We start from the raw sequence: 22,979 nt of genomic DNA on the forward strand, positions 1-22,979 counted from the left end.
CGCATCGGCTGTAATTTGTTAAAGATCGGTTGCTTCGGACACTGCGCTTTTGAAACCTGCTAAACTCTTCGTTTCGCCTCGTTCTGCGCTGTGTCTGCTGCGGAGAAACCGAACTATACGGACGGCCCCTCATACCGTCAACACCCCGCTTCAACATTTTTGTCATCCGATGCTTAACTCGCTGATCGGCAAGCAGACATTACGTTGGCATCGGCACTGAAACCGGACATCCCAACAAACAGGCCGCCCATCCGGGCGGCCTGTTTGTTGTTCAGGCTCAGCGATTCGAGCCTTCCACCAGCTTGAATTCATACAAACGGCAATCGAGCGCACCGTTGTAGAGCGGCAGGCGGCGGGTGGCGGAAAGCCGGATCAGCTTGGGTACACGCAGGTCCGCAGTGAACAGATAGGCGCGCCAGCCGGCGAAGTTGCGTTTGAGCGCGTCGCCCAGCCGCGGATAGAACTCGGCCAGCGCCTCCTGATCTTCCAGGCGTACCCCATAAGGCGGGTTGGCGATCAATACGCCGGATGCAGCAGGCGCCTGGGCATCCAATACATCACCGGTTCTGAGCTCGACATGTTCCGCCAGCCCGGCGGCGACCAGGTTCTCTCGCGTGGCGGCCACCGCCACGGCATCGCGATCGCTGCCGACAATGGGATGAGGCAGCGCCGGCAGTTCGTACGCGCGCGCTTCCTGTCGCACGGCCTGCCATGCCTGCTCGTCGAACAATGCCAGCCGCTCGAATGCAAAACGGCGGTCACGCCCCGGCGCGCGCCGCATGGCCAATGATGCCGCTTCGATAAGAAACGTCCCGCTGCCACACATGGGATCGAACAATGCGCAATCGCCATGCCAGCCCGCCAGTTGCAGCAGGCCGGCAGCAAGATTCTCCCGCAACGGTGCATCGACGTTTTGCTGACGATATCCCCGTTTGAACAGTGCCTCGCCCGAGGTATCGATATAGAGCGTGGCGGTACGGTCGGTGAGGAACAACTGGATCCGCACATCCGGCGCCAGCGTATCCACGCTTGGCCGCTCCCCCGTAGCCGCGCGGAACACGTCGCAGATGGCATCCTTGATCTTGAGTGCAGCGAACTCGATGCTGCGCAGCGGACTGCGTTGCGCGGTCACGCCGACCTTGATGGTGCGGCTCACCGGGAACAACGCCGGCCAGTCGATGCGGCCAGCCATGCGGAACAGGTCCGACTCGCTACGATAGGCGCGTTCGTCGATGCGCCACAGGATGCGGCTGGCGATCCGCGAGTGCAGATTGGCGGCATAGACCAGTTCCCAGCCACCGCTGAAGGCGACGCCGCCCTCGGTAGGACGAATATCCTGGGCGCCAATGGCTCTGAGTTCGTTGGCAAGCAGGGCTTCCAACCCGCGCGGGCTCGGCGCGAAGAACTGCTGGATGCCAGTAGCGGAAATGGCCTTGGGTTGGGCCGCCGGGCGCGGTGGGGCGGGCTTTGCCGCCGACATCCCCTGCACGCCGTGGCCATCGTCCCCCCTGGGAACCTTGGGAGCGCGCGCCGGCTCGCCGCGATACTCGTTGCGCGGGCCACCACCCCGACTTTCAGTGCGCGACTCACTGGATGCGGCCCCTCCACGCGCTCCGCGCGGCGCTTCCATTTGTTCGCTCGCTCCCCCTTGTGGCGCAGTGGGTTTGAAATGGCCACGCGCACCGGGGCGGGTAGGACGTTTGCGAGCGTCGTCGGACGTGCTTCCGGGTTCTGCAAGGGGCTTGCCGGGCAGGGTGAGGGTCTTTTTCATTTCAGCCATGGTTATTTGTCTTGCGGTAACGCCGCGCGAGTCTTGGCAGGCAATCTGGCCCGGACCAAGCGATAGGAATCATGCATCAGTTCCAGCAACTGTGCGCTGGGCAGGATGTCGGCACTGTCGAGGGCGACCCAGTAGTAACGCGCCAGGTACGGCGCGGGATGCACCCCTGGTCGATCGGTCAGTTCAAGAAACCGTTCCGGCGCAACCTTGAGCGCGATCCTTCCGTGTTCCAGGCCATAGATGGCAAACATCTTGTCGCCCACCGAATAGACTTCGTTGCTACCCCACTTGATGTCTACCGTAGCGCCAGCCTGGGCAGCGCATTGCTCACGAAAGCGGGCGGGGGTCATCGATATGCTTCCTCCTGAAGATGGCGCGATTATCCATGTTCAGCCCGCATGGTCACATGGGGATCGCACCCAGACGGACGGTCAATGAGTGATCCCAACCATTCGGCCGTTGCATGAGCCATGGAAGCATGATGCCCGCGCCATGCAGCCACCCGAAGTCGGGTTACCGCTGCACCGCATTCAGCCACTGAATTGGCTGTATTCATTAATGCGCACTGCGGCCGGTCATACGGCGCAGACGAATGGCAAAACAAGCGGTCAGTCGTTCCATGACAACGCAAGCTATTCCCACTATTTATCGGCCCGCTCATAGTCCGTCAAATAAGGGAATTTTTCGCGCCATACCCTGTAAGCAATATTGATGCCTTGTTCTTTCCACCCATAGCCCTCACCGGGCTTGTGGTACCGAGCAACGCAGCATGGCCATTGCTCCGAGAAGTGGATTCGTTTCAAATGCCCGGAGCGCCAAATTCGTCCATATAAAAACTTGAGTCGGCGCAGCCTCTGGAGCATCAAACAACAATTCAGGAGGCAGTATGAGCATTAAACTCAAAGTTATCACCGCCAGTTTATTGTTGTCCGGACTGGCCGGCTCGGCCATGGCGGCAAAACAATTGACCGTCAACGAATTCCAGCAATTGTTGCCGGCAAGCGGATATCGCATTGATCTGGGTGACAAGATCACCGTCAATTATCACTGCGACATCAAGGCCGACGGCGAAAAGTTCATCCTGAACGAAAGTAGCTGCGACCAACGCAACATCGATTTCAAGCGCGATTACGCTGCCGTCGCAAACCTTGGCATCCTGGGCAAGCCATCCACATCCAGCATTGTCGAGCACAAGCTCTGGGCCATGGCATTCGCCCACGCTGCGTTCAACAGCATGGTCCTCATGCAGTATGGCCTGAACAAGCCCGGCGGCACCTTCGACCTGTCCAAGCCCTTCGGCACCGGCGAATACTTCGGTGACTACTTCATGCGCAACATGGGGCCCAACTACTACCTGTCGAAGGGCCTTCAGGAATCGTCACTCGGCAATGACCTGCCCAAGAACGGCATGGGCGTGGGCGATGACGACGGCGTTCTGCAAATCGAGTATCCGGGTAGCGGCTTCGCCGAACTCCAGGGTGCGGGCTTTGGTGGCTTCCCGGCCATTTTCGCGCCGATGAACCCGGAAGCCGTGCTGAGCTCGAACAATGGCCCCGCACGCAACATCCTGGGCTCGGCGGCTGCTTCGGCGTACTACAACGCCTCGGCGACCGGTATCAACACCGGCTCGCTCTCCTGGAGCCAGACCGCCGAGGGCCTTGCCCAATCCGGCAACCGCATCCATCAGTTCATCCAGGGTGCGAAGGATCCGGATGCGCTGTCCATCATGCTGAGCTTTATGTACAACCGCGGCCCCTACGCGGCCAAAGATCAGCCGATGAAGGATAACGCCACCTTCGACCGTTGCATGAACGTCACCGACCTCGTCAACGACTGGACCTGCTTCACCAAGCAAAACGACTTCGGCACACGATATGTCCGCCAGATTCCCAATGTCGCCAAGCAATTGGGCAATGCTCCGACCAAGTATGAGGAGCGGTTCAGCTGGTCAGACATCTCGGCCTATCTGGAGTTGCTGGAGAACTACGGCTATTACTCCACCGAGGCCATGTCGAAGATCCGCCCGAATGCGCAGAATGTGTTCAATGCGGCCGCCAAGAATGGGACGATCAGCTATCGCGAGGATTTTGGTCGTATCGTCGAGGTCGTGCTGACCACGGTACCGGTCAAGACCTTTGCCCAGGGCGTCAACGATCCGGATACGGAAACCACTGGCAGCGGTATCAAGCCGGGCGAAACCTGCCAGGGTGAGTGGAGCGCCAAGCTCATTTACGATACCCCGGGGATGGTGGTGTCGCACAACGGGCAAAACTGGAAATCCGGCTATTGGACCCAGAACAACGAGCCGGGCGCGGATGAATACGGTCCCTGGACAGCAACCACCGAGTGCGGCGGCACCCTGCCGGTGACGCCGGTCCCCACCGTCACGCCGACACCGACCACGGTGCCGACTCCGACACCCGCGCCGGTGACCCCGACGCCGGAACCGGTAACCCCGACTCCCGCGCCGGTAACGCCAACGCCAGCGCCGGTCGTGCCTACCCCGGAACCTACGGTAGCACCCAAGTCGCTGACCGGCTGCGCACCCGCGTGGAATAGCACCGCCACCTACGCGACCCCCAACAACAGCGTGAGTCTCGACGGCCGTAACTATCAGAACAAGTGGTGGACCAAGGGTGACAATCCCACCCAATCAGGCGAATGGGGTGTCTGGAAGGACGTGGGCAGCTGCAACTGATCCAGCCCATCGGCATCGCCGCCTTGGCGATCCGCAATGAAAAGCCCCCAGCGATGGGGGCTTTTTTGGAGGGCCTTGCTTCCGATTTTCATCCGCCCATCCCGACACCATCAGCGGGATAAGGCCAGGCATCAGGCGTGAATACGCCGTCTCGTCTGCGCGATCACCGGCGCCCAGGTTTCGCCGGCCTGCTTCTTGCGCGTGGTAAGCGTCAGTTCGCTCGGACCATAGACGTTGGTGTTGTGCGTCAGCGGCGTAGTGATCAGGTACTGCGCCTGCGTGGCCTTGAGGAACCCACCGACGCGGTCGATGTTGAAGATATCCAGGTGGGCAAACGGCTCATCGATAAAGACGAAACCACTGGGGTTGGCGTCATCCATCATCAGGCCGATCAGCAGGATCAGCGATTTCATCACCTGCTGACCGCCGGATGCCTCGCCGTCATTCAATCCCATCATGCCTTTCTGGTCGAAATTGAAGCGCGCCGACAACCCCGCCTGCGCCAGAGTCAGGTCGTCGTTGTCCAGTTGCGGTAACTCCAGTTCGACCTCGATGCCTGCCAGTTCGCCCAGGCGTTTCACGTTCCGGCCATAGGCCCGCACCGTCGCCTTGAGTTTGTTGATGTAGGCGGCGCGCGCCTCATCGGTCAGTTGTCCGGTGCGCTCCACTTCGCTGCGATGTAGTTGGGTATCGCGTCCCAGCGCGGCGTAGTCTTCGGCCAGCTTGTCGCGCCGCGCGACGATGGTGGGATCGGTTTCCCATTCGCTTTGCGCCAACCGGGTACGCTCGCGTTCGATCAGGTGCTGTACTTCGCGCACGCTGCCGTATTCCTCACGCATCGCTTTCAAGGCGCTCGGTGTTTTCAGGTCTTCGCCCAGCGCCGCCTTGCTCTGCCGCAGCGCACGAACCTGGCGGCTTTGTTCGTCGCGTTGTCGGGTAAGTTGTTCCAGCAGCCCATTCACCTGGGCCTCCAGCCGGATACGTTGATCCTTGCTGCGCTCGAATTGCACACGGCCTTCCTCGCGCGCATTGCGTGTTTCTTCCCAGGCAGCCTGCGCGGCCGCCAGCGCGGCACCGGCCTGTTGGGCGCGGCTTTCCTCCTCCGGCCAGCGCGCGGCCACCGCGGCGAACTCGTCCTGGCGCGCGGCCAGTTGTACCACGGCCTGCATGCCCATCAACGACTGCTGCAAGGTCGAAGCTTCGCGCTCCAGTTCGATCAAATGGCTTTCGTCGGCCAGGATGCGTTCGTTGAGGTCGCGCAGGCGGCGGCTGACTTCGGCCAGCCGGGTATGGCGCGCCGCTTCGCCAAAGGCGTAATCGCTGACCTTGGCCGAGATGTCGCGCGCGCCGCGTCGTTCCTTGTGGTAACCCTCGCGGGTGATCCAGTCGCCGTCGAGCTTGTTGCCTTCGGCCACCGATTTGGCGCGCTGGGTACGATTGAGCAGCCCGATCAGCCAGCCCGGCGCATCCGCCTTGAAATCGACGATTTCCAGAATGCTGTTGCGCAGCACGCCAGCCACCGCCTCGCGCTCCGGCACCACAAAGTGCCGGTAGCGCAGTTGCTGGCCGATTTCCCATGCACGCTGCCGATCACTGGCGCGGTTGAGCAGGATGATGTGGCGATAGGGGGCCAGCAGCGCTTCGACCGCATCCTGCCAACTGTTGTCGCGCACTTCGACGATCTCGGTCAGCAACTGGTGCCCGATGCCGGCCTCATCCAGTGCCGCGCGCATGGCGCGTACGAACTCGGGATGTGGCTGCCGGCCCTGCTGCAAGGCAAACTGGCTTTCCGCCAATTGCTGCCGCTCATCCTTCATATCCTTCAGCGCCTGCCGCAACTGGGCGGCCTCTTCCTTTCGCGTGCCCAGGCGGTCGTTCAGCGCAACAGCATCGGCACCGTGCTCCAGCTCGGCCAGTTGCCGCAGGCGTTCGGCTTCCTTCATCGTCTTTTCGCTGTCGCGTGCCGCGTCACGCGCCACCTGGAAGGTGGCAAAGGCGGCGTCGTAATCGGCACGGGCCGCCTGTTCCTGCGCCAGCGCCGCAACCTGGCGCTCATCGACGGCACGGAAATCCGCATCAGCCACATCCAGTTCGTCCTGGCGCTGCCGCAACCCGCGGCGCGCGCCCTTGAACTGGCCGATGTACCCGCGCAGCGCTTCCCATTGCTCCATGTAGCGCAGTGCCGGAATCGCGGTACTCTCCAGGCGGTCGATATCGCCCTGCAACGACCGCCACTCCAGATAGTTGTTGGCACGCAGCTTCAGTCGCTCCACGTCCAGGCCCAGCTGCGCCATCTGCTGCTCCATCTTGGACAGCTCGCCTTCGGCCTCCTTCAGCCGAACCTTGGCTTCGGCATAGTGATCCAGCACCTGCTTGTCGCCGAATACCTGGAACACCAGGTCGAGCAGCGCCTTAGGGCTGTACTCGCACATCTTGTCGGTGTCGCCCTGCTCCAGTGCCAGCACTTCGGCAATGGCGGGTGTCAGCCCGGCCTGCTCCAGCCGGCGCTTGTACTCGTTCACGCCCAGCCACTGCAACTGACTTTCGGTTTCGACATTCAGCGTGATATCGCCTTCGCCGATGGCGTACTGCCGCACCCAGTCGCCCCCTTGCTTGCGAATCCGGCAGAACAACGTCACCACTTCACTGGTGGCGGGGAAAAACAGATAGGGAAACAGCCCGCCGCCGCTGCGGCGGGGGTTGTTCACCACGCCGCGCAACCACGCGTAGTTTTCGCGGTTGTTACGCACATAGCGTTTGTAGTCGCGCCGGCCAGAGCATTTCAGGGCCAGCAGCGTGCGCAGAGCATCGAGCAGTGTGGTCTTGCCCGAGCCATTGGGGCCGACGATGGTGACGATCTGGGCATCCAGTGGCACGCGGATGGCGCGCCAGAAATCCCAGTGGATCATTTCGAGTTCGCGGATCTGGAACATCAGGCTTCCTTGGCTGGCGCGCTGCGTGCCGGTCGGTCGCGCAGGTCGCCGTCAATCTTCGAGGGGGTCACACTTCCAGTTCGGCGTCGGTATCGAGCGCGTCTTCGTCGGCCTCGACCGCGATCCGCGTGCCCGACAGCTTCAGCACTTCGCCCAATGCGCCTTCGATGATGCGCGGCGCGAGCTTGGCGTAGTCGATCATCAGGTCGAGCAGCGGGCCTTCGTGGATCATCTTGTTGCGGCGGATGACGAAGCCCAGTTTGGCCAGTTGCCCCAGGTTCATCGAGAAGCGCGCCTTGCCGCCCAGCTTCTTGCCGAAATCGGCGTAGATCGCATCTTCCGGCACGCCGAGGGCGATTTCCTCGCCATGGGCAATCGGCTTCTGCTCGCCAAACATGTCCGATTGCGTGTCGCCGGCACTGGCGGCGCGGGCAATCTGTCGTTCGCGCTTGGGCAGGATGATCAGCGCCCACAACACCACCAGCAGTGCGATGGCATCGCGCGGCAGACCCATATTGTTCGACAGCCAGTTTTCGCCTTCGCCGAACACCCAATCTTCCATCTCCGGCTTCAGACCGATGGCAATGTATTCGGCGTAGGGATTTTCCAGCAATTGCATGCCACATTCGTGCAACCGGTGTTCCAGGCTTTCGCGGAATGCTTCGTCGATCAGCGCACGGCGTGCCAGCGGATCGCGGCGCGAAATGAAGCGATGCGCCAGCAGACGCGCCACCAATATATTCAGTGCTTGGTCCATCGGATCTCGTGGGGACAGGTGCGCGAAGCGCGATTCATGGGAGCGGCCGCAGCCGGCCTCGGGTCAGGGTGGCGACCTCGGGGTGATCCAGTTCATCCACCTCGGCGCCGGCTTCCAGTACCAGTGGCAGCTTGACCAATTGCGCGACGACGCTCTGCTCCAGCGCTGCCTCGGCATCACCCAGCAAGGACAGCAGCGACAGGCGATACGCCGTTTCCGGGTAGGTCTCCGCCAGCACGGCATCGGCGAGCGACGCGTCGGCCCTTACATCCTTGAGAAACTCGTAGAGTTCTTCGGCCAAAACCAGTCGCTCCGCCTCGACCGCCGACATCGACGCCGCCAGCTCCGACGTGGGCAATGCGGTGACGGCATCGCCGGCACGCTCGCGCTCCAGCAACTCGAACTCGGTCACGTCGAGCAGGATGTCGGAAACAACGAAGTCGGGCTGTGGGCTGAAACTGAGCAAATCGCGTCCCAGGGACGCCAGCGCCTCCTGGCTTTGCCCGCGCAGCCAGTCGGCGACGTTGGTCGAGGTCAGGCCGGATTGCCCGAGGTGGACACGTTGCGCCGCCAGTTCGGCCAGGCGCCGCTGGAACACACCGGTCATGCGCAACATGCGGCCTTGCGCCAGGGCGATCGATTGCGCCACCTGTTGCACCTGGCGATCGCCGTCTTCGGTGGCAAGCACCTGCTGGATCACCTGCGTGCCCTTTTCCACCCACTTCCACACGCTTTGCAGCTTCTGCCGCGCCGCGCGGATCTGGAACTCCGATTGCGATTCCAGCGCGGTTTCAAAATCGGCATGCAGTTCGTTCAACCGCGCCAGCAGATGCTGCAAGGTTTCGCGCGAGATATTGCCCACTGCCTGCCCGGCCGCAACCTGCGCGGTCAGATAGCCGAGTTCGGCATCGTCGTCAGCAAACTGGGTCAGCGTGGCAACGGCGGCCAGCGCGACGCGGCCCGGTTCGGACAACGAGTACAGCGCGGCATCGCTGTCCCATACCAGCAGCCCATTCTGCCGCAGACGTTGCAGCACGGTTTCGAGCTTGATGGGGTTGAGATAGACGAAGTGTGCCTGGAGATCCTGTGGGCTCCAGCGCGGCGCGTCGGCACGGGCGCCGATTTCGCGCAGCACCAGCAGGCGCATCAGCACTTCATCCTCGCCACCGCGAAACAGCGTGATCAGCGCGTCGAGATAAGGCTTCGCGCGCAACAGCGCATCCAGCGGACCCAGGTCGCGTGCGTCGTAGCCGGCCTGGAAAAAATCGGTCAGTAAAGGCTCGATCTGCATGGGGAAGGACAATAACCCGCCGCGGTCACGTGGCAAAGAGGGTGCAGCGCATCCGTTGCGGCGGGCTCAGTTCTCGTCGCCGTCGAAGTGATCCAGCGCATCGGCTTCTTCTTCCTCGAGCACCGGTGCCGGCGGTTGCTGTGCCTCGGCCTCGCGCACTTCAGCGCGCGCGGCTTCCAGGTAATCCATGATGGCGTAGGTCAGTTCGCGGCAACCTTCGCCAGTCAGGCCCGACATGGTGAATACGCGCAGGAAGCCGGCGTCGAATGGTGCCAGTGGATCGGGCTGCAACTGGGTGATCCCCAGTGCGGCGAGAAAATCGGCGACGCGCTGCTCGCGCTCATCGACCGGTACCATGTCCAGCTTGTTGAGCACCAGCCAGCGCGGCTTGCGGTGCAAGGCATCGTCGTATTTGCGCAGCTCCTCGACAATGGCGTTGGCCTCGGCCACGGGATCGACTTCGACATCGAACGGCGCCATGTCGACGATGTGCAGCAGCAGGCCAGTGCGCTGCAAATGCTTGAGGAAACGATGACCCAGGCCCGCGCCTTCGGCGGCACCTTCGATCAGGCCGGGGATGTCGGCAACGACAAAGCTACGGTTTTCATCGATCCGTACCACGCCCAGATTGGGGTGCAGCGTGGTGAAGGGGTAATCCGCCACCTTGGGGCGCGCAGCGGAAACCGCGGCAATGAAAGTGGACTTGCCGGCATTGGGCATACCCAGCAGGCCAACGTCCGCCAGCACTTTCAGTTCCAGCCGTAGCTCGCGACGCTCGCCTTCCTCGCCCGGCGTGGTCTGGCGCGGTGCACGGTTGACCGACGATTTGAAGTGAATGTTGCCCCAGCCTCCCTTACCCCCCTTGGCCAGCGCGATACGCTGACCGTCCTGCGTCAGGTCGGCCACGGTTTCACCGGTTTCCGCGTCGGTGATCAAGGTACCGACCGGGAAGCGCAGGTCGATATCGTCGCCCGCGGCACCGTAGCAATCGGCACCGCGACCGGATTCACCGTCGCGTGCCTTGTATTTCTTGACGAAGCGATAATCGACCAGCGTGTTGATGTTCTGGTCGGCCACGGCCCAGACGGTGCCACCTTTACCACCGTCACCGCCATCCGGACCGCCGCGCGGCACGAATTTCTCGCGGCGCATGCTGGCCGAGCCTTTGCCGCCCTTGCCGGCGATCACTTCGATTCTTGCTTCGTCAATGAATTTCATCTGGCGCTCGTACTGAATGGATGCGGGAGGCAGGCGTTCGCTGTCTCTCCAAAGAAAAAAGCCCTATCGGAGGATAGGGCTTCTTTCAGGTGCAGAAGAAACCGATCAGGCTTCTTCGCCGGTGTACGGCTGCACGATCACGGTGCGGCGACGTGCGGCGCCCTTGATCGCGTACTTCACATAGCCGTCAACGAGGGCGAACAAGGTGTGGTCCTTGCCCATGCCGACGTTTTCGCCCGGGTGAAATTCGGTACCGCGCTGACGCACGATGATCGAACCAGCCGGAATCAGCTCGCCGCCGTAAACCTTGATGCCAAGTCGCTTGGCCTGGGAGTCGCGGCCGTTACGGGAACTACCGCCAGCTTTTTTGTGTGCCATGGTTGTAAGCTCCTAGCTGATTACGCGTCGATCGCGTCGATGCGGATTTCGGTGTAGTTCTGACGATGGCCCTGACGCTTCTGGTAGTGCTTGCGACGACGCATCTTGAAGATGCGGACCTTGTCGTGACGGCCTTGCGAAACCACCGTGGCCTTCACCGCCGCGCCAGCCACCAGCGGGCTGCCAATTGTCACTGCATCACCGTTCGCCACCATCAATACTTCATTCAGTACGATCTGGCTGTCGATGTCTGCAGCAATCTGTTCTACTTTGAGTTTTTCGCCGACGGCAACTTTGTACTGCTTGCCACCGGTTTTTACGACTGCATACATAACGAGCTCCAATAAGTCGGATGCGCGCCCCATGCGCGCTACCCCTCGGTACAAAAAGGGGAACGCGCGAATATACGCGCAACCCGCTTTTGCGTCAAACACTTAGCCGAAATGGCCACGGCCGCGCGCGCCAGCTTCCCTCTTCGAACGCTCGTTTCCGGCAGGCGAATACCCGCGCCTCTCACCCGCTCGCCACCGCGCGGGCGGTGCATTTCTCGTGCTAACATCGCCGGCTTGATCGGAAGGCCCAACAGCAGGAGCAATGCGTGGCGACGGAATTCGTCAAGTCGGTCGTCGGCTCGGAAATGGCGGCAGTCGATGCGCTGATCCGGGACCGCCTCTATTCGGACGTGATCCTGGTGCGCCAGGTGGCCGAATACATTGTCACATCCGGTGGCAAGCGTTTGCGCCCGATGATCGTGCTGCTGGCCGCCCAGGCCCTGGGCTACCAGGGTGACCATCATCGCCGGCTGGCCGCGGTGATCGAGTTCATCCATACCTCCACCCTGCTGCACGACGATGTGGTCGACGAATCCGGCCTGCGCCGGGGCCGCGCCACCGCCAACGCGCTATTCGGCAACGCCGCCAGCGTGCTGGTCGGCGATTTTCTCTACACCCGTGCGTTCCAGTTGATGGTGAGCTGCGGCTCACTGCGCGTGATGGAAGTGCTGGCCGACGCCACCAACATCATCGCCGAAGGTGAAGTCCTCCAGTTGATGAATATCGGCAACGTCGATATCGACGAAGCCGGTTACCTGCGCGTGATCCAGTACAAGACCGCCAAGCTGTTCGAGGCCGCCTCGCGCCTGGGTGCCATCCTGGTCGATGCCGCGCCGGAGGTGGAAGACCGCATGGCTCGTTATGGCATGCATCTCGGAACGGCATTCCAGATCGTCGATGACGTCCTCGATTACACCGGCAACCAGGACGAGATCGGCAAGAATCTGGGCGACGACCTCGCCGAAGGCAAACCGACTCTGCCGCTGATCTACACCATGCAACATGGCACCGCCGCGCAGGGCGACGTAGTGCGTGAAGCGCTGACCCATGCCCAGCGCGAGCATTTTCCGGCCGTGTTATCTGCCGTTCGCGACTGCGGCGCGCTGGATTACGCGCTGGACATCGCGCGCCAGGAGGCCGGACAAGCCCGCGCCATGCTGGCCGAACTGACCCCCAACCCCGCCGTTGCCGCGCTGCTGGAACTGGCCGACCTGGCCGTCAATCGCAGCAGTTGACAGCCTTGGGGGCCGCTGTAATAATTGCGCCTCTTCGCAGTCGGGGTGTAGCTTAGCCTGGTAGAGCGCTACGTTCGGGACGTAGAGGCCGGAGGTTCGAATCCTCTCACCCCGACCAGGAATACAAAAAACCGCAAAGCATCGCTTTGCGGTTTTTTCTTGTCCGGCGCGTCTATCCTGTAGCGGATTTCCCCTCGCTCAAGGACTGCCGATGACGCCCTACCCGATCCCGCCCCTTTCCGCCCAATCCCGCGCCACCTGTACCGCGCGCATTGCCGAAATGGAGAACAAGACCACCTTCCTGCAAGGCGTCGACCCGGTGCTGCTCGATCTGTCGCTGCGCGAGCCGGCGGTGGGCATCCCGATGGGGCACACGGTGGAAAACAAGTACCAGTTGCTGCAACTGGCGCGGGAGATGGGCTTTACCGACATTCTGCTCGGCACCTTCGATGTCTCGTTGCCCGAAGTACCGCAAGTTGACGATGTCTTTGCCCAGCAGCTCAAGGCCTCGGGCGCGGACCTGACCGGCTGTTTCGCCTTCGCCACCATCGGCACCTTCCAACCGAACGGTGATTTCCAGCCCGACCTCAGCATGACCAAGCTGGTGGATTACGGCATTCCGAACACCATTCTCGACATCGATGTCTCACGCGCCTTCGTGGCGCCCACGCCGCAGGCGCGCCAGTCGTTCATCGACCGCCTGGTTGCCAGCATCCAGTGGCTGTACGCCAACCTGCGCGGAGACCGGAGCGGCCCGCCGCGTATCTATATCAATTACCAGGACATGCCCGACGCCTTTTACGAGGACTGGGAATGGGTGGCGACCATTGCCGCGGTGCTGGCGCAGCAGCCAGTGGCCGCCGCCGCGTTCGAGGACGGCCGGGGCACCAGTTTTCCGTTCCAGGTCGGCACCATGACCGCCGTGGTCCGCGCCCAATTGCGCCCCGATCAGCGCCTGCTGGTGCACATGCATGTCGGTTGCGGGATGGAAAACGCCAATCTGATCGAGGCACTGCTCAATGGCGCCGATGGCGTCTGGGCCGGCTTCGCGCGCGAAGCCGCCACCATCGGTCACGCCCCCAGCTCCGAGTTGCTGGCCAACCTGGCACGGATCGGCAATCAGAATGTGGCCCGGCGCTATCGGCTGGAGCGCCTGTACCCGGTCGTGCAGGCGATGACGCGGATCAACACCCTGGAAGCCGAACCGAACGACTTCCCGGTGATCGGCGCCAATGCCTATCGCACGATGCTCACCTTTTTCGAACAGACCGGCGCCACCTGGATGGATCTGCCGCCGCAGCGCATCGGCGCGCCGGCCGGCTGGCGCGTGGCACCGGTCGCCAGCGACACGCCCGTCATCGCCGGCCGGCTGGCCGAATGCGGCATCATCGAGCCGGTCAGCCAGGGCGTGCTGGACCGGATGCGCGTGCTGATGCGCCAGGACATGATCGCCGGCCAGCGCATTGCTTATGACGATCCGCCCAACCTGATCGCGCTCTACCGCCGCGCGCTCGCCCCTCAATGACCCACCCTCGAAGGAACCAGCCATGATCGTTCAAAGCCAGCACATCGATCTCGCAACGCCAACCGGCACCATGCGCACCTATGTGCATCGCCCGGTCGGCGATGCCCGCCGCCCCGCCGTGCTGTTCTATTCCGAAATCTTCCAGCAGACCGGCCCCATCGAACGCGCGGCACGCCTATTGGCCGGGCATGGCTACGCGGTGCTGGTGCCGGAGGTATTCCACGAACTCAATCCGATCGGCACCGTCCTGGCCTATGACGACGCCGGCCGCGACAAGGGCAACGCTGACAAGACCGCCAAGACCGCCGAGCACTACGACAGCGATAACCGCGCCATGATCGACTGGCTGGCCCAGCAGCCCTGGTACAGCGGCGCGCTGGGTGCGATGGGCTTCTGCATTGGCGGTCATCTGGCGTTCCGTGCCGCGTTGCAGCCGGAGGTACGCGCTACGGCATGCTTCTATGCCACCGATCTGCATACCCAGGTGATTCCGAATGGTCCGGGTCAACACAGCATGGAACGGCTGGGCGACATCCAGGGCGAACTGCTGATGATCTGGGGCAAGCAGGATCCGCACATCCCGGCGGAGGGCCGGGCCAAGGTGTACCAGGCGCTGGTCGCGGCCGGCCGCAATTTCACCTGGCATGAGGTCAATGGCCAGCATGCGTTCATGCGCGATGAAGGCGAGCGCTACGATCCGCAACTGGCCTTGCTGGGCTACCAACTGGCGTTCGATCTGTTCAGCCGCACGCTACGTTGATCGCTGGGGGCAAGCCTGCCGGCGATTCTCGATCAGGCCAGTCCAGCATCGGCACGCACAGCCGCCGCACGCAGCCGGCGCGCCAGATCGAGGTAACCGCCAGCTTCGGCTTGCGCGGCGGCGGCGCGGCAGCAACCAGCGATTTCGGCGGGTTGCAGGGCGGCAAGCCGCGCCAGCGCCAGATAGGGCTCCGCCCATGGCAATCCCTGGGTACGCGGCACCTGCGCCAGCGCTTCGGCCCAGCGCGCCGCGCCGGCCCAATCGCCCTCCTCCAGTGCCAGCCGGATCAACCCGGCATGCCATTGCAGTGCGTTGTGATACATCGCCTGCGGCAGCTCCTGTCGTGCGGCATCGAGCAACGGCACCCGCTCCGCCGCAGTGGAACAACCCGCCAGGGTTCCGAGCACCCACGGGCCGGCGTAGGCATGCAAGGCACATTGCTCGGTCAACTGCCAGGCCGATGCGGCCAGTTGCCGGGCCTGATCCACTCGGCCCAGGGCTCGCGCCGCGCGAGCCTTACCCTCGCCGCACAGCACCTGGAAACGCAGCAAGCCGACCGCTTCGGCCACCTGCGCGCCTTGCTCCAGGTACTCGGTGGCGGAGTCGGCCTCATCCATTTCCAGCAACACCCAGCCCGCCACCAGACAAGCGAAGGCTTCCGCCCGGGCATGGCCGATCCGGCGGGCGATATCCAGCGAGTACAGCGTTTCTTCCAGGCTGGCGGTCACATCGCCGAGATACAGCAGCACCGACCCCAACGCGGCCCGGTTGCCGGCCTGTACCGCCAGCAGGCCATGATCGCCGCATAGCGCCAGGCAGGCGCGGAAATGGTCGCGCGCCTCGGCAAATGCACCCATGGCATAAGCCGCGTCGCCCAGGCCGGAATGAGCCCTTGCCTGCAAGGCGGGATCGGCCGCGGCACGCGCCTGCTCCAGGGCGATCCGCTGAGCCGCCGCACCATCGGCCACGCGGTTGAGCGGAAAACACGCCCGGCCGCGCAGGTAATGTAGCCGTGCCCGGATTGCCGCTGGCGCGGCGTAAACCTCCGGCTCCAGTGTTTGCAGGACATTGAGCGCTTCATCGATCCGGTCCAGTTGCAAGAGCGCCTCCACCCCCGACAGCCTGGCATCGAAGGCACCTTCGGCGGCGGCGGCTTCGGTCGCACGACGGAAATGGACTGCCGCCAGCGCGGGCTTGCCCCGCTTCAAGTGCAGTTCGCCAATCAACTGATGCATCCGCACTGAGTGCCCGGGCGTTTGCGGTAGCGCCTGGACCATGTCGAGCAAGGACATGGCGGCCGCATCGCGCCATTGCGCCATCTCGCGCGCGGCAGTGGTCAGCAGTTCATCAATGGCCTGGGGAGCGCCGCCCAGCGCCAGGTGCCGCGCATAGGCGGCGGCATCCCGTTCGCGATGCCATTCGGCCAGCCGCAAATGCAGCATCCGTCGCATTGTGGGCTGCAATTGCTGGTACACCACCTCGCGCACCAGCGAACTCGTGAAGCGCCAGTCCTCGCCCAGCCGTACGATCAGCAGCGACAGACCGACCCGCTCGGGCTGCAATGCCACGCCCGATACCTCTTCCAGCATGGCGGCGGTGCAACCATCGCCCGCGACGGCGGCCACACCGAGTGCGTAACGCTCAGCCGGCATCAGCCGTCCCACCTCCGCATGCACGGCGGCACGTAACGAATCGGGTAGCGCCGCCGGGTCGTCGGCCCCCGCCAGCAGACATGCCAGAAACAAGGGGTTGCCCCCAGCTCGCAGCAGGCAGGCTTCCATGCGCGCGCCACCACCATGACCCGCCGCCACCGCCAACTGACGTGCATCGGCCTGCGTCAGCGGCGACAGGTCGAGCGTGAAACAGGGCACGCAGGCTGCGGCAATGCGCGATGCCAGCTCGCGCTCCAGCAGACTGCCCATGCGCAGGGTGGCCAGGACCAGAATGGGATAGGCCGGCAATTGGGCCAACGCGTCGATCAGCGCCCGCCAGAACACATCGTCGGCTTCGTGCGCGTCATCGATCACCAGCAGTTGCGGCATCAATGCCGCGCGTCGGCGCAACAGCTCGCGCAACAGGTCGGCCTGCAATCGTTCTGCGCGCAGCGGATCGGTGGCGGCCAGGATGCCCTGCAACATCGGGGTCAGCGGCTGTCCCAACAGTCGCCGCAACATCGCGCCATGTTCCAGCCCCAGCCCTGGCAACGCCGCATGTACCGGGACGCGACCATCGCCGGCCAGTTGCACCACCAGACGCCCCAGCAGCGATGTGTCGTGTTCAGCCAGATGCTGCCTGGCATAGACAACGTGATGCTCGAAGCCTTCCGCGCCAGCACGGCGAACGCATTCGCCCGCCAGCCGCGATTTGCCGATGCCGATCCCGCCTCGCAGCAGAGCCATCGACGCCACGCCGCCACGCCGGCATTCATCCAGCCCAGTGAGCAAGCGCTGCAACTCGAGCTGGCGTCCAGCCAGTGCCGGCGTGTCAGGCAACTGCGCTTGCGCGCGCCCTTCGATCCGCCATAGATCGCCAGGTTCCGCGCTGAGGACGAAGGCACTGCCCAGGGCCGAGCGGATCGACGCGGATACCCGCACCAAGCCCGCTTCCGGTTTCTGTGCGGGCGATGTCGCGTCGTGCCAGGGCGCGGCCGCCGACTCCAGGAGAACTTCGTCGAAATCGATCCAGGCGCCGGGACACCGCCCCGGCCATTCGAACTCGCGCAACCGCAACGCCGCGTGGGCCGCATAGAACGGCGCATCGCCGGATTCATCGTCCAGGCCGAAGGCGTAGCACAACAGATCACCCTCATCCCCCATCACACGCTGGCCACGCAGATTGCCGATGAGGTTCTCCAGGGTTTCAACCCATTCCTGCGCTGGCGGCACCACCCACAGCAACGGCACCGTACGCATTTCCGACCAGCCTGGCGGTGGCGAGGCCACCGGGACCATCGGCACCAGCAGTTCGTGCAGGCTCATCTCGAAAAAGCGCGCCAGATCGCTGGCGGTACGCAGGCTGACGCTGCGGCCGCCTTCCGCCCGCTTCAATGTGGCGATGGAGACATACAACCGCTGCTGCACGCAGGCTTCGACCAGTTGGGCCTGCGTCAGCAAGCGGGCGCGTCGCAACGCGGCAATGCGCCCGTTGGGCAGCGTCACCGAGCGATTGGAGCCGGCGAACGGGGCGGCGGAATTCATGGCTAGTGACATCGCTCCACGGCCGGCCGCCTTGTCAGCGACCCACCGAACTGATCCTTAAATGATACGCAGGCAATCAAGCCTGCTTATTTAACATGCGTCCATGTCACCTGAATACCTGCGTGCCCCTGGCGGCCACGCTCCGGAGCGCAACGGCATGGGTTTGCCCACCTTCCAGATCCTTGGCGTGTCCGGGCGCAAGCTACGTGGCTTGCAACAGCGCCTTGCGCAGTCCGGCTTCGACGTGACCCCGACGGCGACTGGCTTTCATATCTCGACGCCGGAAATGTCTGGCCATCTGTTCTACAACCCCGCCACCTACACGCTGTCGGTCGATCTGCGCGAAGTGCCCGACGTGACCTCGCCCGGCTTTCTGGTCGGTCTGCTCTACGATGAGATCCACCGGCTGCCGGATCTTTAGCCCGCAGCCAGCCTTCTGCCACCCTCACGGAAAAACCACCTCGTCGCCCTTCATGCGATTGCGCCGGGTCGGTCGCGACGGCCGCCCGCGCCCAGGCCAGGTCGCATCCCGCCCAGCGCCCCGGCACGCGGCGCGTTCCTTGACATATAATCCTGTGTTTTGCGAACGGTTCCCGGGTTCTTCCATGCACGATCAATACCAACCGCGCGACCTCGAAGTCGCCGCTCAATCCAAGTGGGAACGGACCCAGGCCTTCCGGGCCGTCGAGGATACCGCCAAACCCAAGTACTACTGCCTGTCGATGTTCCCCTACCCCAGCGGCAAGCTGCACATGGGGCATGTGCGCAACTATACGATCGGCGACGTGCTGTCGCGCTTCATGCGCATGAACGGCTACAACGTGCTGCAGCCCATGGGCTGGGATGCGTTCGGCATGCCGGCGGAAAACGCCGCGCTCAATTCCGGCCACGCGCCGGCCGAGTGGACCTACGCCAACATCGATTATATGAAGACCCAGTTGAAGCGCCTGGGCCTGGCCATCGATTGGGAACGCGAAGTCACCACCTGCAAGCCCGACTACTATCGTTGGGAACAATGGCTGTTCACCCGGCTGTTCGAAAAGGGCGTGATCTACAAGAAATCGGGCATCGTGAACTGGGACCCGGTGGACCAGACCGTGCTGGCCAACGAACAGGTGATCGACGGGCGCGGCTGGCGCTCCGGCGCGCTGGTCGAAAAGCGCGAGATACCGATGTACTACTTCGGCATCACGCAATACGCCGACGAATTGCTGGCCGACCTGGACCAGCTCGACGGCTGGCCGGATCAGGTGCGCACCATGCAGCGCAACTGGATCGGCAAGAGCTTCGGCGCGGACGTGGTCTTCGACTACGACATCGACACCGCCGGCGAAGCCGGCCAGCTCAAGGTGTACACCACGCGCCCCGACACCCTGATGGGCGCCACCTATGTTGCCGTCGCCGCAGAACACCCGCTGGCCACCCGCGCCGCTGCCGACAACCCGGCACTTGCCGCCTTCATCGCCGAATGCAAGGCCGGTTCGGTTGCCGAGGCCGATGTCGCCACGATGGAAAAGAAAGGCATGCCCACCGGCGAGTTCGTCGTTCACCCGCTCACCGGCGACAAACTGCCGGTATGGGTCGCCAACTATGTATTGTGGGGTTACGGCGAAGGGGCCGTGATGGCGGTGCCGGCGCACGATGAACGCGATTTCGAGTTTGCCAACAAATACGCGCTGCCGATCAGGCAGGTCTATCGCGGCAACGGCGCCGAACCGGCTTTCGACAGCACCACCTGGCAGGAGTGGTATGCCGCCAAAGACGATAGCATCACCACCGTGAACAGCGGCAAGTACGATGGTCTGGGGTTTACCGCCGCCTTCGACGCAATCGTTGCCGATCTGGCCAACGGCGACCACGGTGCGCGTCGCACGCAATACCGTTTGCGCGACTGGGGTATTTCCCGCCAGCGCTACTGGGGCTGCCCGATTCCCATCGTGCACTGCCAAAGCTGTGGCGATGTGCCGGTCCCGGCCGACCAGTTGCCGGTGAAATTGCCCGAAAATGTGGTGCCGGATGGCCGTGGCAACCCGCTGGCGCGGATGCCCGAGTTCCATGAGACCACCTGCCCGAAATGCGGCGGCGCGGCCAAGCGCGAGACCGACACCATGGACACGTTCGTGGAATCGAGCTGGTACTACGCGCGCTATGCCTCACCGCAATTCGAAGGCGGCATGGTCGACAAGCCGGCGGCGGACTACTGGCTGGGCCAGGGAGGAGTGGATCAGTACATCGGCGGCATCGAACACGCCATCCTGCACCTGTTGTATGCGCGTTTCTTCCACAAATTGATGCGCGACGAAGGCCTGCTCAGCGGCGACGAACCGTTCAAGAACCTGCTGACGCAAGGGATGGTCGTCGCCGAAACCTTCTATCGCGACCTGCCCGACGGTAAGAAGGACTGGATCAATCCAGCGGATGTCGAGATCCAGCGCGATGAAAAGGGCCGTACCGTGGCAGCGCTGCTCAAGCGCGATGGCCAGCCGGTGGTGGTTGGCGGCACCGAAAAGATGTCGAAGTCCAAAAACAACGGCGTCGACCCACAATCGTTGATCGAGCAATACGGTGCCGACACCGCGCGCCTGTTCATGATGTTCGCAGCACCGCCGGAGCAGGGGCTGGAATGGTCCGACGCGGGCGTACAGGGTGCATTCCGCTTCCTCAACAAGCTGTGGCGCACCGTTCACGAACACGTAGCCGCCGGTGTGACCGAGCGCTACCAGGGTGGCGAACTGAGCGCGCCGCTGAAGGCGCTACGCTTCTCGCTGCACAGCGCCATCGCCAAAATCAGCGACGACTATGGCCGCCGCAAGCAGTTCAATACCGCCATTGCAGCGGTGATGGAGTTGCTGAACGCCTATGGCAAGACTGACCTGGGCGGCAACGCGGGCCGCGCCGTAGCACAGGAAGTGCTGGAAGCCGCTGTGCTGCTGCTGTCGCCCATCGTGCCGCATGCGGCCGATGCGCTGTGGAACGAACTGCGTCCCGGCAGCGAGTTGCTCGACCAGCGATGGCCGCAGGTTGACGCCACCGCGCTGGAGCAGGACGAAATCGAACTGGTAGTGCAGGTGAACGGCAAGCTGCGCGCACAGATCAAGGTAGCAAAGGACGCCAGTCGCGAGGCGATCGAAGCCGCCGCGCTGGCCGACGAAAACGTACGCAAGTTCGTTACCGGCGCGCCAAAGAAAGTGATCGTCGTGCCCGGCCGCCTGGTCAACATCGTCGCCTAACGGAATCCCGCCAATGACCCTGCGCTTCCTTACCACGCTGGCGCTGTGCGCGCTGCTTGCCGCCTGCGGCTTTCACCTGCGCGGCATGGGGCCGGGCGGCGGGATCTTTCCCTACCCCAAGGCCTTCGTGAGTGGCAGTGGCCCGGTCGCGGAGCAACTGAAAATCGAACTGCGGCAGATTCCGACCGTGCAATTGCTGGATGCGGCCAGCAGCGACGCCGCGATGATCGCGGTGGATTCGGAAAACAGCGAGCGCAAGATTCTCAGCCTGAACAGCAACGGCAAGGTCAGCGAATACCGGATCTACTACACGGTGAGTTACCGGGTGAACAAGCCCGGTAACCAGGCGCTGATCCCGAGCAGCGCGATCCGCCTGTTCCGCGACTACACCTACGACGAAAACAACGAGCTGGGCAAGGAAGCCGAGGCGCAGATGCTGATCAACGATCTGCGGCAGGACGCGGCACGCCAAATTCTGCGCCGTACTGGCGCACAGGCGAAAAAGAGCGCCGCCACGCCAGTGGAACAGACGCCGACCAAGACCCCGGAATCGCAAGGGCCGCGCCTGGATGCGTACTGAGGACCTGCCGCGCCAGCTCGCGCGTGGCCTCGGCCCGCTGTATATCATCCATGGCGACGAAGCCTTCCTGGCACTGGAAGCGGCCCAGGCGGTGCGGGACGCGGCACGCGCGGCCGGCTACGCCGAGCGCGAAGTGCTGACCGTCGAAGCCGGATTCTCCTGGTCGCAATTGGGCATGATCGGCAACTCGTTCTCCCTGTTCGCCAGCCAGAAGCTGGTGGAACTGCGCATTCCCAACGGCAAGCCGGGCGTGGAAGGTGCAAAGGCCATCGAAGCCTATTGCAGCAACCTGCCACCCGATACGCTCACCCTGGTGCAACTGCCCAAGCTTGATCGCACCGCTCAGAACGGCAAATGGTTCCAGGCGCTGAGCCAGGCGGGTGAAACCATCGAGGCACGCCCGGTCGAGCGCAACGCCCTGCCTGCCTGGATCACCGCGCGCCTGGCAAGCCAGAACCAGCAAATGACGCAGGAGGCGCTGGGGTTCCTCGCCGATCGCGTGGAAGGCAACCTGTTTGCAGCACACCAGGAAGTCCTGAAGCTGGGCCTGTTGCATCCGCCCGGCCAGCTTGGCCTGGAAGAAGTCACCGCCGCCGTCGCCAATGTGGCGCGCTTCGATGTATTCCAACTGGGCGCAACGTTGCTTGCCGGCGATACCACCCGCTTCGCACGCATGCTGGAGGGGTTGCGCGCGGAAGGCGAAGCGCCACACTTGGTGTTATGGGCGTTGGCCGAGGAAATCCGTGCCTTGCTGCGCATCGGACAGGGCCGCGCCCGTGGCGTCCCCATGGCACAGTTACTGAAGGAAAACCGTGTCTGGGGCGAAAAGCAGCGTCTGATCGAACCGGCCCTGTCGCGCATCAATGGCGCCATCCTGCGTGCAGCACAAAAACAGGCCGCGCGCATCGACCAACTGAACAAAGGCATTGGCCAGGGCGAAGTGTGGGATGAGCTGCTGCGCCTGGGCCTGTCACTGATGGGCAAGCCGCTGGCTTCGCCTCCCTGATCCCGCGCCGGCCTTCTTCGACGATCCGCATCGCCGCCGTCGCGCAACCCACACTCACT

Annotated in this window: 17 protein-coding genes and 1 tRNA gene; 9 read left to right on the top strand and 9 right to left on the bottom strand. The window is 63.4% G+C overall.

Features of this window, described 5'->3' with window-relative positions; genetic code table 11:
* Window positions 1-277 precede the first annotated feature (277 nt).
* Together FAZ21_RS02605 and FAZ21_RS02610 are read right to left on the bottom strand one after the other, a co-directional pair.
* Window positions 278-1,480, bottom strand: coding sequence for a THUMP domain-containing class I SAM-dependent RNA methyltransferase (locus FAZ21_RS02605; RefSeq protein WP_136771732.1), 1,203 nt, complete (start codon window positions 1,478-1,480; stop codon window positions 278-280).
* Between the two features lie 302 nt (window positions 1,481-1,782).
* Window positions 1,783-2,130, bottom strand: a complete 348-nt coding sequence (locus FAZ21_RS02610; RefSeq protein ID WP_136771733.1) for an MmcQ/YjbR family DNA-binding protein — start codon at window positions 2,128-2,130, stop codon at window positions 1,783-1,785.
* 536 nt (window positions 2,131-2,666) lie between these two features.
* Between FAZ21_RS02610 and FAZ21_RS20510 the strand changes: the two genes are divergently transcribed.
* A complete protein-coding gene (locus tag FAZ21_RS20510) occupies window positions 2,667-4,478 on the top strand; it encodes a hypothetical protein (RefSeq protein ID WP_136771734.1) in 1,812 nt (603 codons plus the stop codon).
* Between the two features lie 131 nt (window positions 4,479-4,609).
* On the opposite strand, the gene FAZ21_RS02620 is transcribed toward FAZ21_RS20510, so the two are convergent.
* The 6 genes from FAZ21_RS02620 to rplU all read right to left on the bottom strand — a co-directional run bounded on the left by FAZ21_RS02620 (window position 4,610) and on the right by rplU (window position 11,387).
* Window positions 4,610-7,411, bottom strand: coding sequence for an AAA family ATPase (locus FAZ21_RS02620; RefSeq protein ID WP_136771735.1), 2,802 nt, complete (start codon window positions 7,409-7,411; stop codon window positions 4,610-4,612).
* Between the two features lie 67 nt (window positions 7,412-7,478).
* Window positions 7,479-8,168, bottom strand: a complete 690-nt coding sequence (locus tag FAZ21_RS02625; RefSeq protein WP_136771736.1) for a hypothetical protein — start codon at window positions 8,166-8,168, stop codon at window positions 7,479-7,481.
* A gap of 34 nt (window positions 8,169-8,202) precedes the next feature.
* Window positions 8,203-9,471 carry a hypothetical protein gene (locus FAZ21_RS02630; RefSeq protein WP_246038458.1) on the bottom strand — a complete coding sequence of 423 codons (1,269 nt, stop codon included), beginning with the start codon at window positions 9,469-9,471 and terminating at the stop codon, window positions 8,203-8,205.
* A 54-nt stretch (window positions 9,472-9,525) separates the two neighbouring features.
* Window positions 9,526-10,677, bottom strand: a complete 1,152-nt coding sequence (obgE, locus tag FAZ21_RS02635) for a GTPase ObgE (RefSeq protein ID WP_136771737.1) — start codon at window positions 10,675-10,677, stop codon at window positions 9,526-9,528.
* A 105-nt stretch (window positions 10,678-10,782) separates the two neighbouring features.
* Window positions 10,783-11,055 carry a 50S ribosomal protein L27 gene (gene rpmA / locus FAZ21_RS02640; RefSeq protein ID WP_018746533.1) on the bottom strand — a complete coding sequence of 91 codons (273 nt, stop codon included), beginning with the start codon at window positions 11,053-11,055 and terminating at the stop codon, window positions 10,783-10,785.
* Window positions 11,056-11,075: 20 nt separating this feature from the next.
* Window positions 11,076-11,387 (bottom strand): 50S ribosomal protein L21, encoded by a 312-nt coding sequence (rplU, locus tag FAZ21_RS02645; RefSeq protein ID WP_026262726.1) that lies wholly within the window; start codon window positions 11,385-11,387, stop codon window positions 11,076-11,078.
* A 266-nt stretch (window positions 11,388-11,653) separates the two neighbouring features.
* Between rplU and FAZ21_RS02650 the strand changes: the two genes are divergently transcribed.
* The 4 genes from FAZ21_RS02650 (at window position 11,654) to FAZ21_RS02665 (ending at window position 14,907) form a co-directional block, all read left to right on the top strand.
* Window positions 11,654-12,622, top strand: a complete 969-nt coding sequence (locus FAZ21_RS02650) for a polyprenyl synthetase family protein (RefSeq protein WP_136771738.1) — start codon at window positions 11,654-11,656, stop codon at window positions 12,620-12,622.
* A gap of 41 nt (window positions 12,623-12,663) precedes the next feature.
* A tRNA-Pro gene (locus tag FAZ21_RS02655) sits at window positions 12,664-12,740 on the top strand.
* 93 nt (window positions 12,741-12,833) lie between these two features.
* Window positions 12,834-14,147, top strand: coding sequence for a beta/alpha barrel domain-containing protein (locus tag FAZ21_RS02660; RefSeq protein WP_136771739.1), 1,314 nt, complete (start codon window positions 12,834-12,836; stop codon window positions 14,145-14,147).
* Window positions 14,148-14,169: 22 nt separating this feature from the next.
* Entirely contained in the window at window positions 14,170-14,907 is a 738-nt protein-coding gene (locus tag FAZ21_RS02665; RefSeq protein WP_136771740.1) for a dienelactone hydrolase family protein, read from the top strand.
* Window positions 14,908-14,939: 32 nt separating this feature from the next.
* Here FAZ21_RS02665 and FAZ21_RS02670 read toward each other — a convergent pair whose 3' ends face one another.
* Complete coding sequence (locus tag FAZ21_RS02670; RefSeq protein WP_136771741.1) at window positions 14,940-18,104, bottom strand: AAA family ATPase; 3,165 nt, start codon at window positions 18,102-18,104, stop codon at window positions 14,940-14,942.
* 103 nt (window positions 18,105-18,207) lie between these two features.
* Between FAZ21_RS02670 and FAZ21_RS02675 the strand changes: the two genes are divergently transcribed.
* The 4 genes from FAZ21_RS02675 (at window position 18,208) to holA (ending at window position 22,920) form a co-directional block, all read left to right on the top strand.
* Window positions 18,208-18,525, top strand: a complete 318-nt coding sequence (locus FAZ21_RS02675; protein WP_136771742.1) for a hypothetical protein — start codon at window positions 18,208-18,210, stop codon at window positions 18,523-18,525.
* Window positions 18,526-18,709: 184 nt separating this feature from the next.
* Window positions 18,710-21,334, top strand: a complete 2,625-nt coding sequence (gene leuS / locus FAZ21_RS02680; RefSeq protein WP_136771743.1) for a leucine--tRNA ligase — start codon at window positions 18,710-18,712, stop codon at window positions 21,332-21,334.
* A 13-nt stretch (window positions 21,335-21,347) separates the two neighbouring features.
* Complete coding sequence (locus FAZ21_RS02685; RefSeq protein WP_136771744.1) at window positions 21,348-21,914, top strand: LPS-assembly lipoprotein LptE; 567 nt, start codon at window positions 21,348-21,350, stop codon at window positions 21,912-21,914.
* A complete protein-coding gene (holA, locus tag FAZ21_RS02690) occupies window positions 21,904-22,920 on the top strand; it encodes a DNA polymerase III subunit delta (RefSeq protein ID WP_136771745.1) in 1,017 nt (338 codons plus the stop codon). Before FAZ21_RS02685 ends, holA begins: the two co-directional genes overlap by 11 nt.
* Window positions 22,921-22,979 lie beyond the last annotated feature (59 nt).

Origin of the sequence: Chitiniphilus eburneus (assembly GCF_005048205.1) — a bacterium.
Taxonomy (GTDB): Bacteria; Pseudomonadota; Gammaproteobacteria; order Burkholderiales; family Chitinibacteraceae; genus Chitiniphilus; species Chitiniphilus eburneus.

Excerpts from the sequence above, each read along its gene's own strand:
- FAZ21_RS02605 (WP_136771732.1), bottom strand. The coding sequence starts at position 1,480 with ATGTCGGCGGCAAAGCCCGCCCCACCGCGCCCGGCGGCCCAACCCAAG.
- FAZ21_RS02610 (WP_136771733.1), bottom strand. The coding sequence starts at position 2,130 with ATGACCCCCGCCCGCTTTCGTGAGCAATGCGCTGCCCAGGCTGGCGCT.
- FAZ21_RS20510 (WP_136771734.1), top strand. The coding sequence starts at position 2,667 with ATGAGCATTAAACTCAAAGTTATCACCGCCAGTTTATTGTTGTCCGGA.
- FAZ21_RS02620 (WP_136771735.1), bottom strand. The coding sequence starts at position 7,411 with ATGTTCCAGATCCGCGAACTCGAAATGATCCACTGGGATTTCTGGCGC.
- FAZ21_RS02625 (WP_136771736.1), bottom strand. The coding sequence starts at position 8,168 with ATGGACCAAGCACTGAATATATTGGTGGCGCGTCTGCTGGCGCATCGC.
- obgE (WP_136771737.1), bottom strand. The coding sequence starts at position 10,677 with ATGAAATTCATTGACGAAGCAAGAATCGAAGTGATCGCCGGCAAGGGC.
- rpmA (WP_018746533.1), bottom strand. The coding sequence starts at position 11,055 with ATGGCACACAAAAAAGCTGGCGGTAGTTCCCGTAACGGCCGCGACTCC.
- rplU (WP_026262726.1), bottom strand. The coding sequence starts at position 11,387 with ATGTATGCAGTCGTAAAAACCGGTGGCAAGCAGTACAAAGTTGCCGTC.
- FAZ21_RS02660 (WP_136771739.1), top strand. The coding sequence starts at position 12,834 with ATGACGCCCTACCCGATCCCGCCCCTTTCCGCCCAATCCCGCGCCACC.
- FAZ21_RS02665 (WP_136771740.1), top strand. The coding sequence starts at position 14,170 with ATGATCGTTCAAAGCCAGCACATCGATCTCGCAACGCCAACCGGCACC.
- FAZ21_RS02670 (WP_136771741.1), bottom strand. The coding sequence starts at position 18,104 with ATGAATTCCGCCGCCCCGTTCGCCGGCTCCAATCGCTCGGTGACGCTG.
- FAZ21_RS02675 (WP_136771742.1), top strand. The coding sequence starts at position 18,208 with ATGTCACCTGAATACCTGCGTGCCCCTGGCGGCCACGCTCCGGAGCGC.
- leuS (WP_136771743.1), top strand. The coding sequence starts at position 18,710 with ATGCACGATCAATACCAACCGCGCGACCTCGAAGTCGCCGCTCAATCC.
- FAZ21_RS02685 (WP_136771744.1), top strand. The coding sequence starts at position 21,348 with ATGACCCTGCGCTTCCTTACCACGCTGGCGCTGTGCGCGCTGCTTGCC.
- holA (WP_136771745.1), top strand. The coding sequence starts at position 21,904 with ATGCGTACTGAGGACCTGCCGCGCCAGCTCGCGCGTGGCCTCGGCCCG.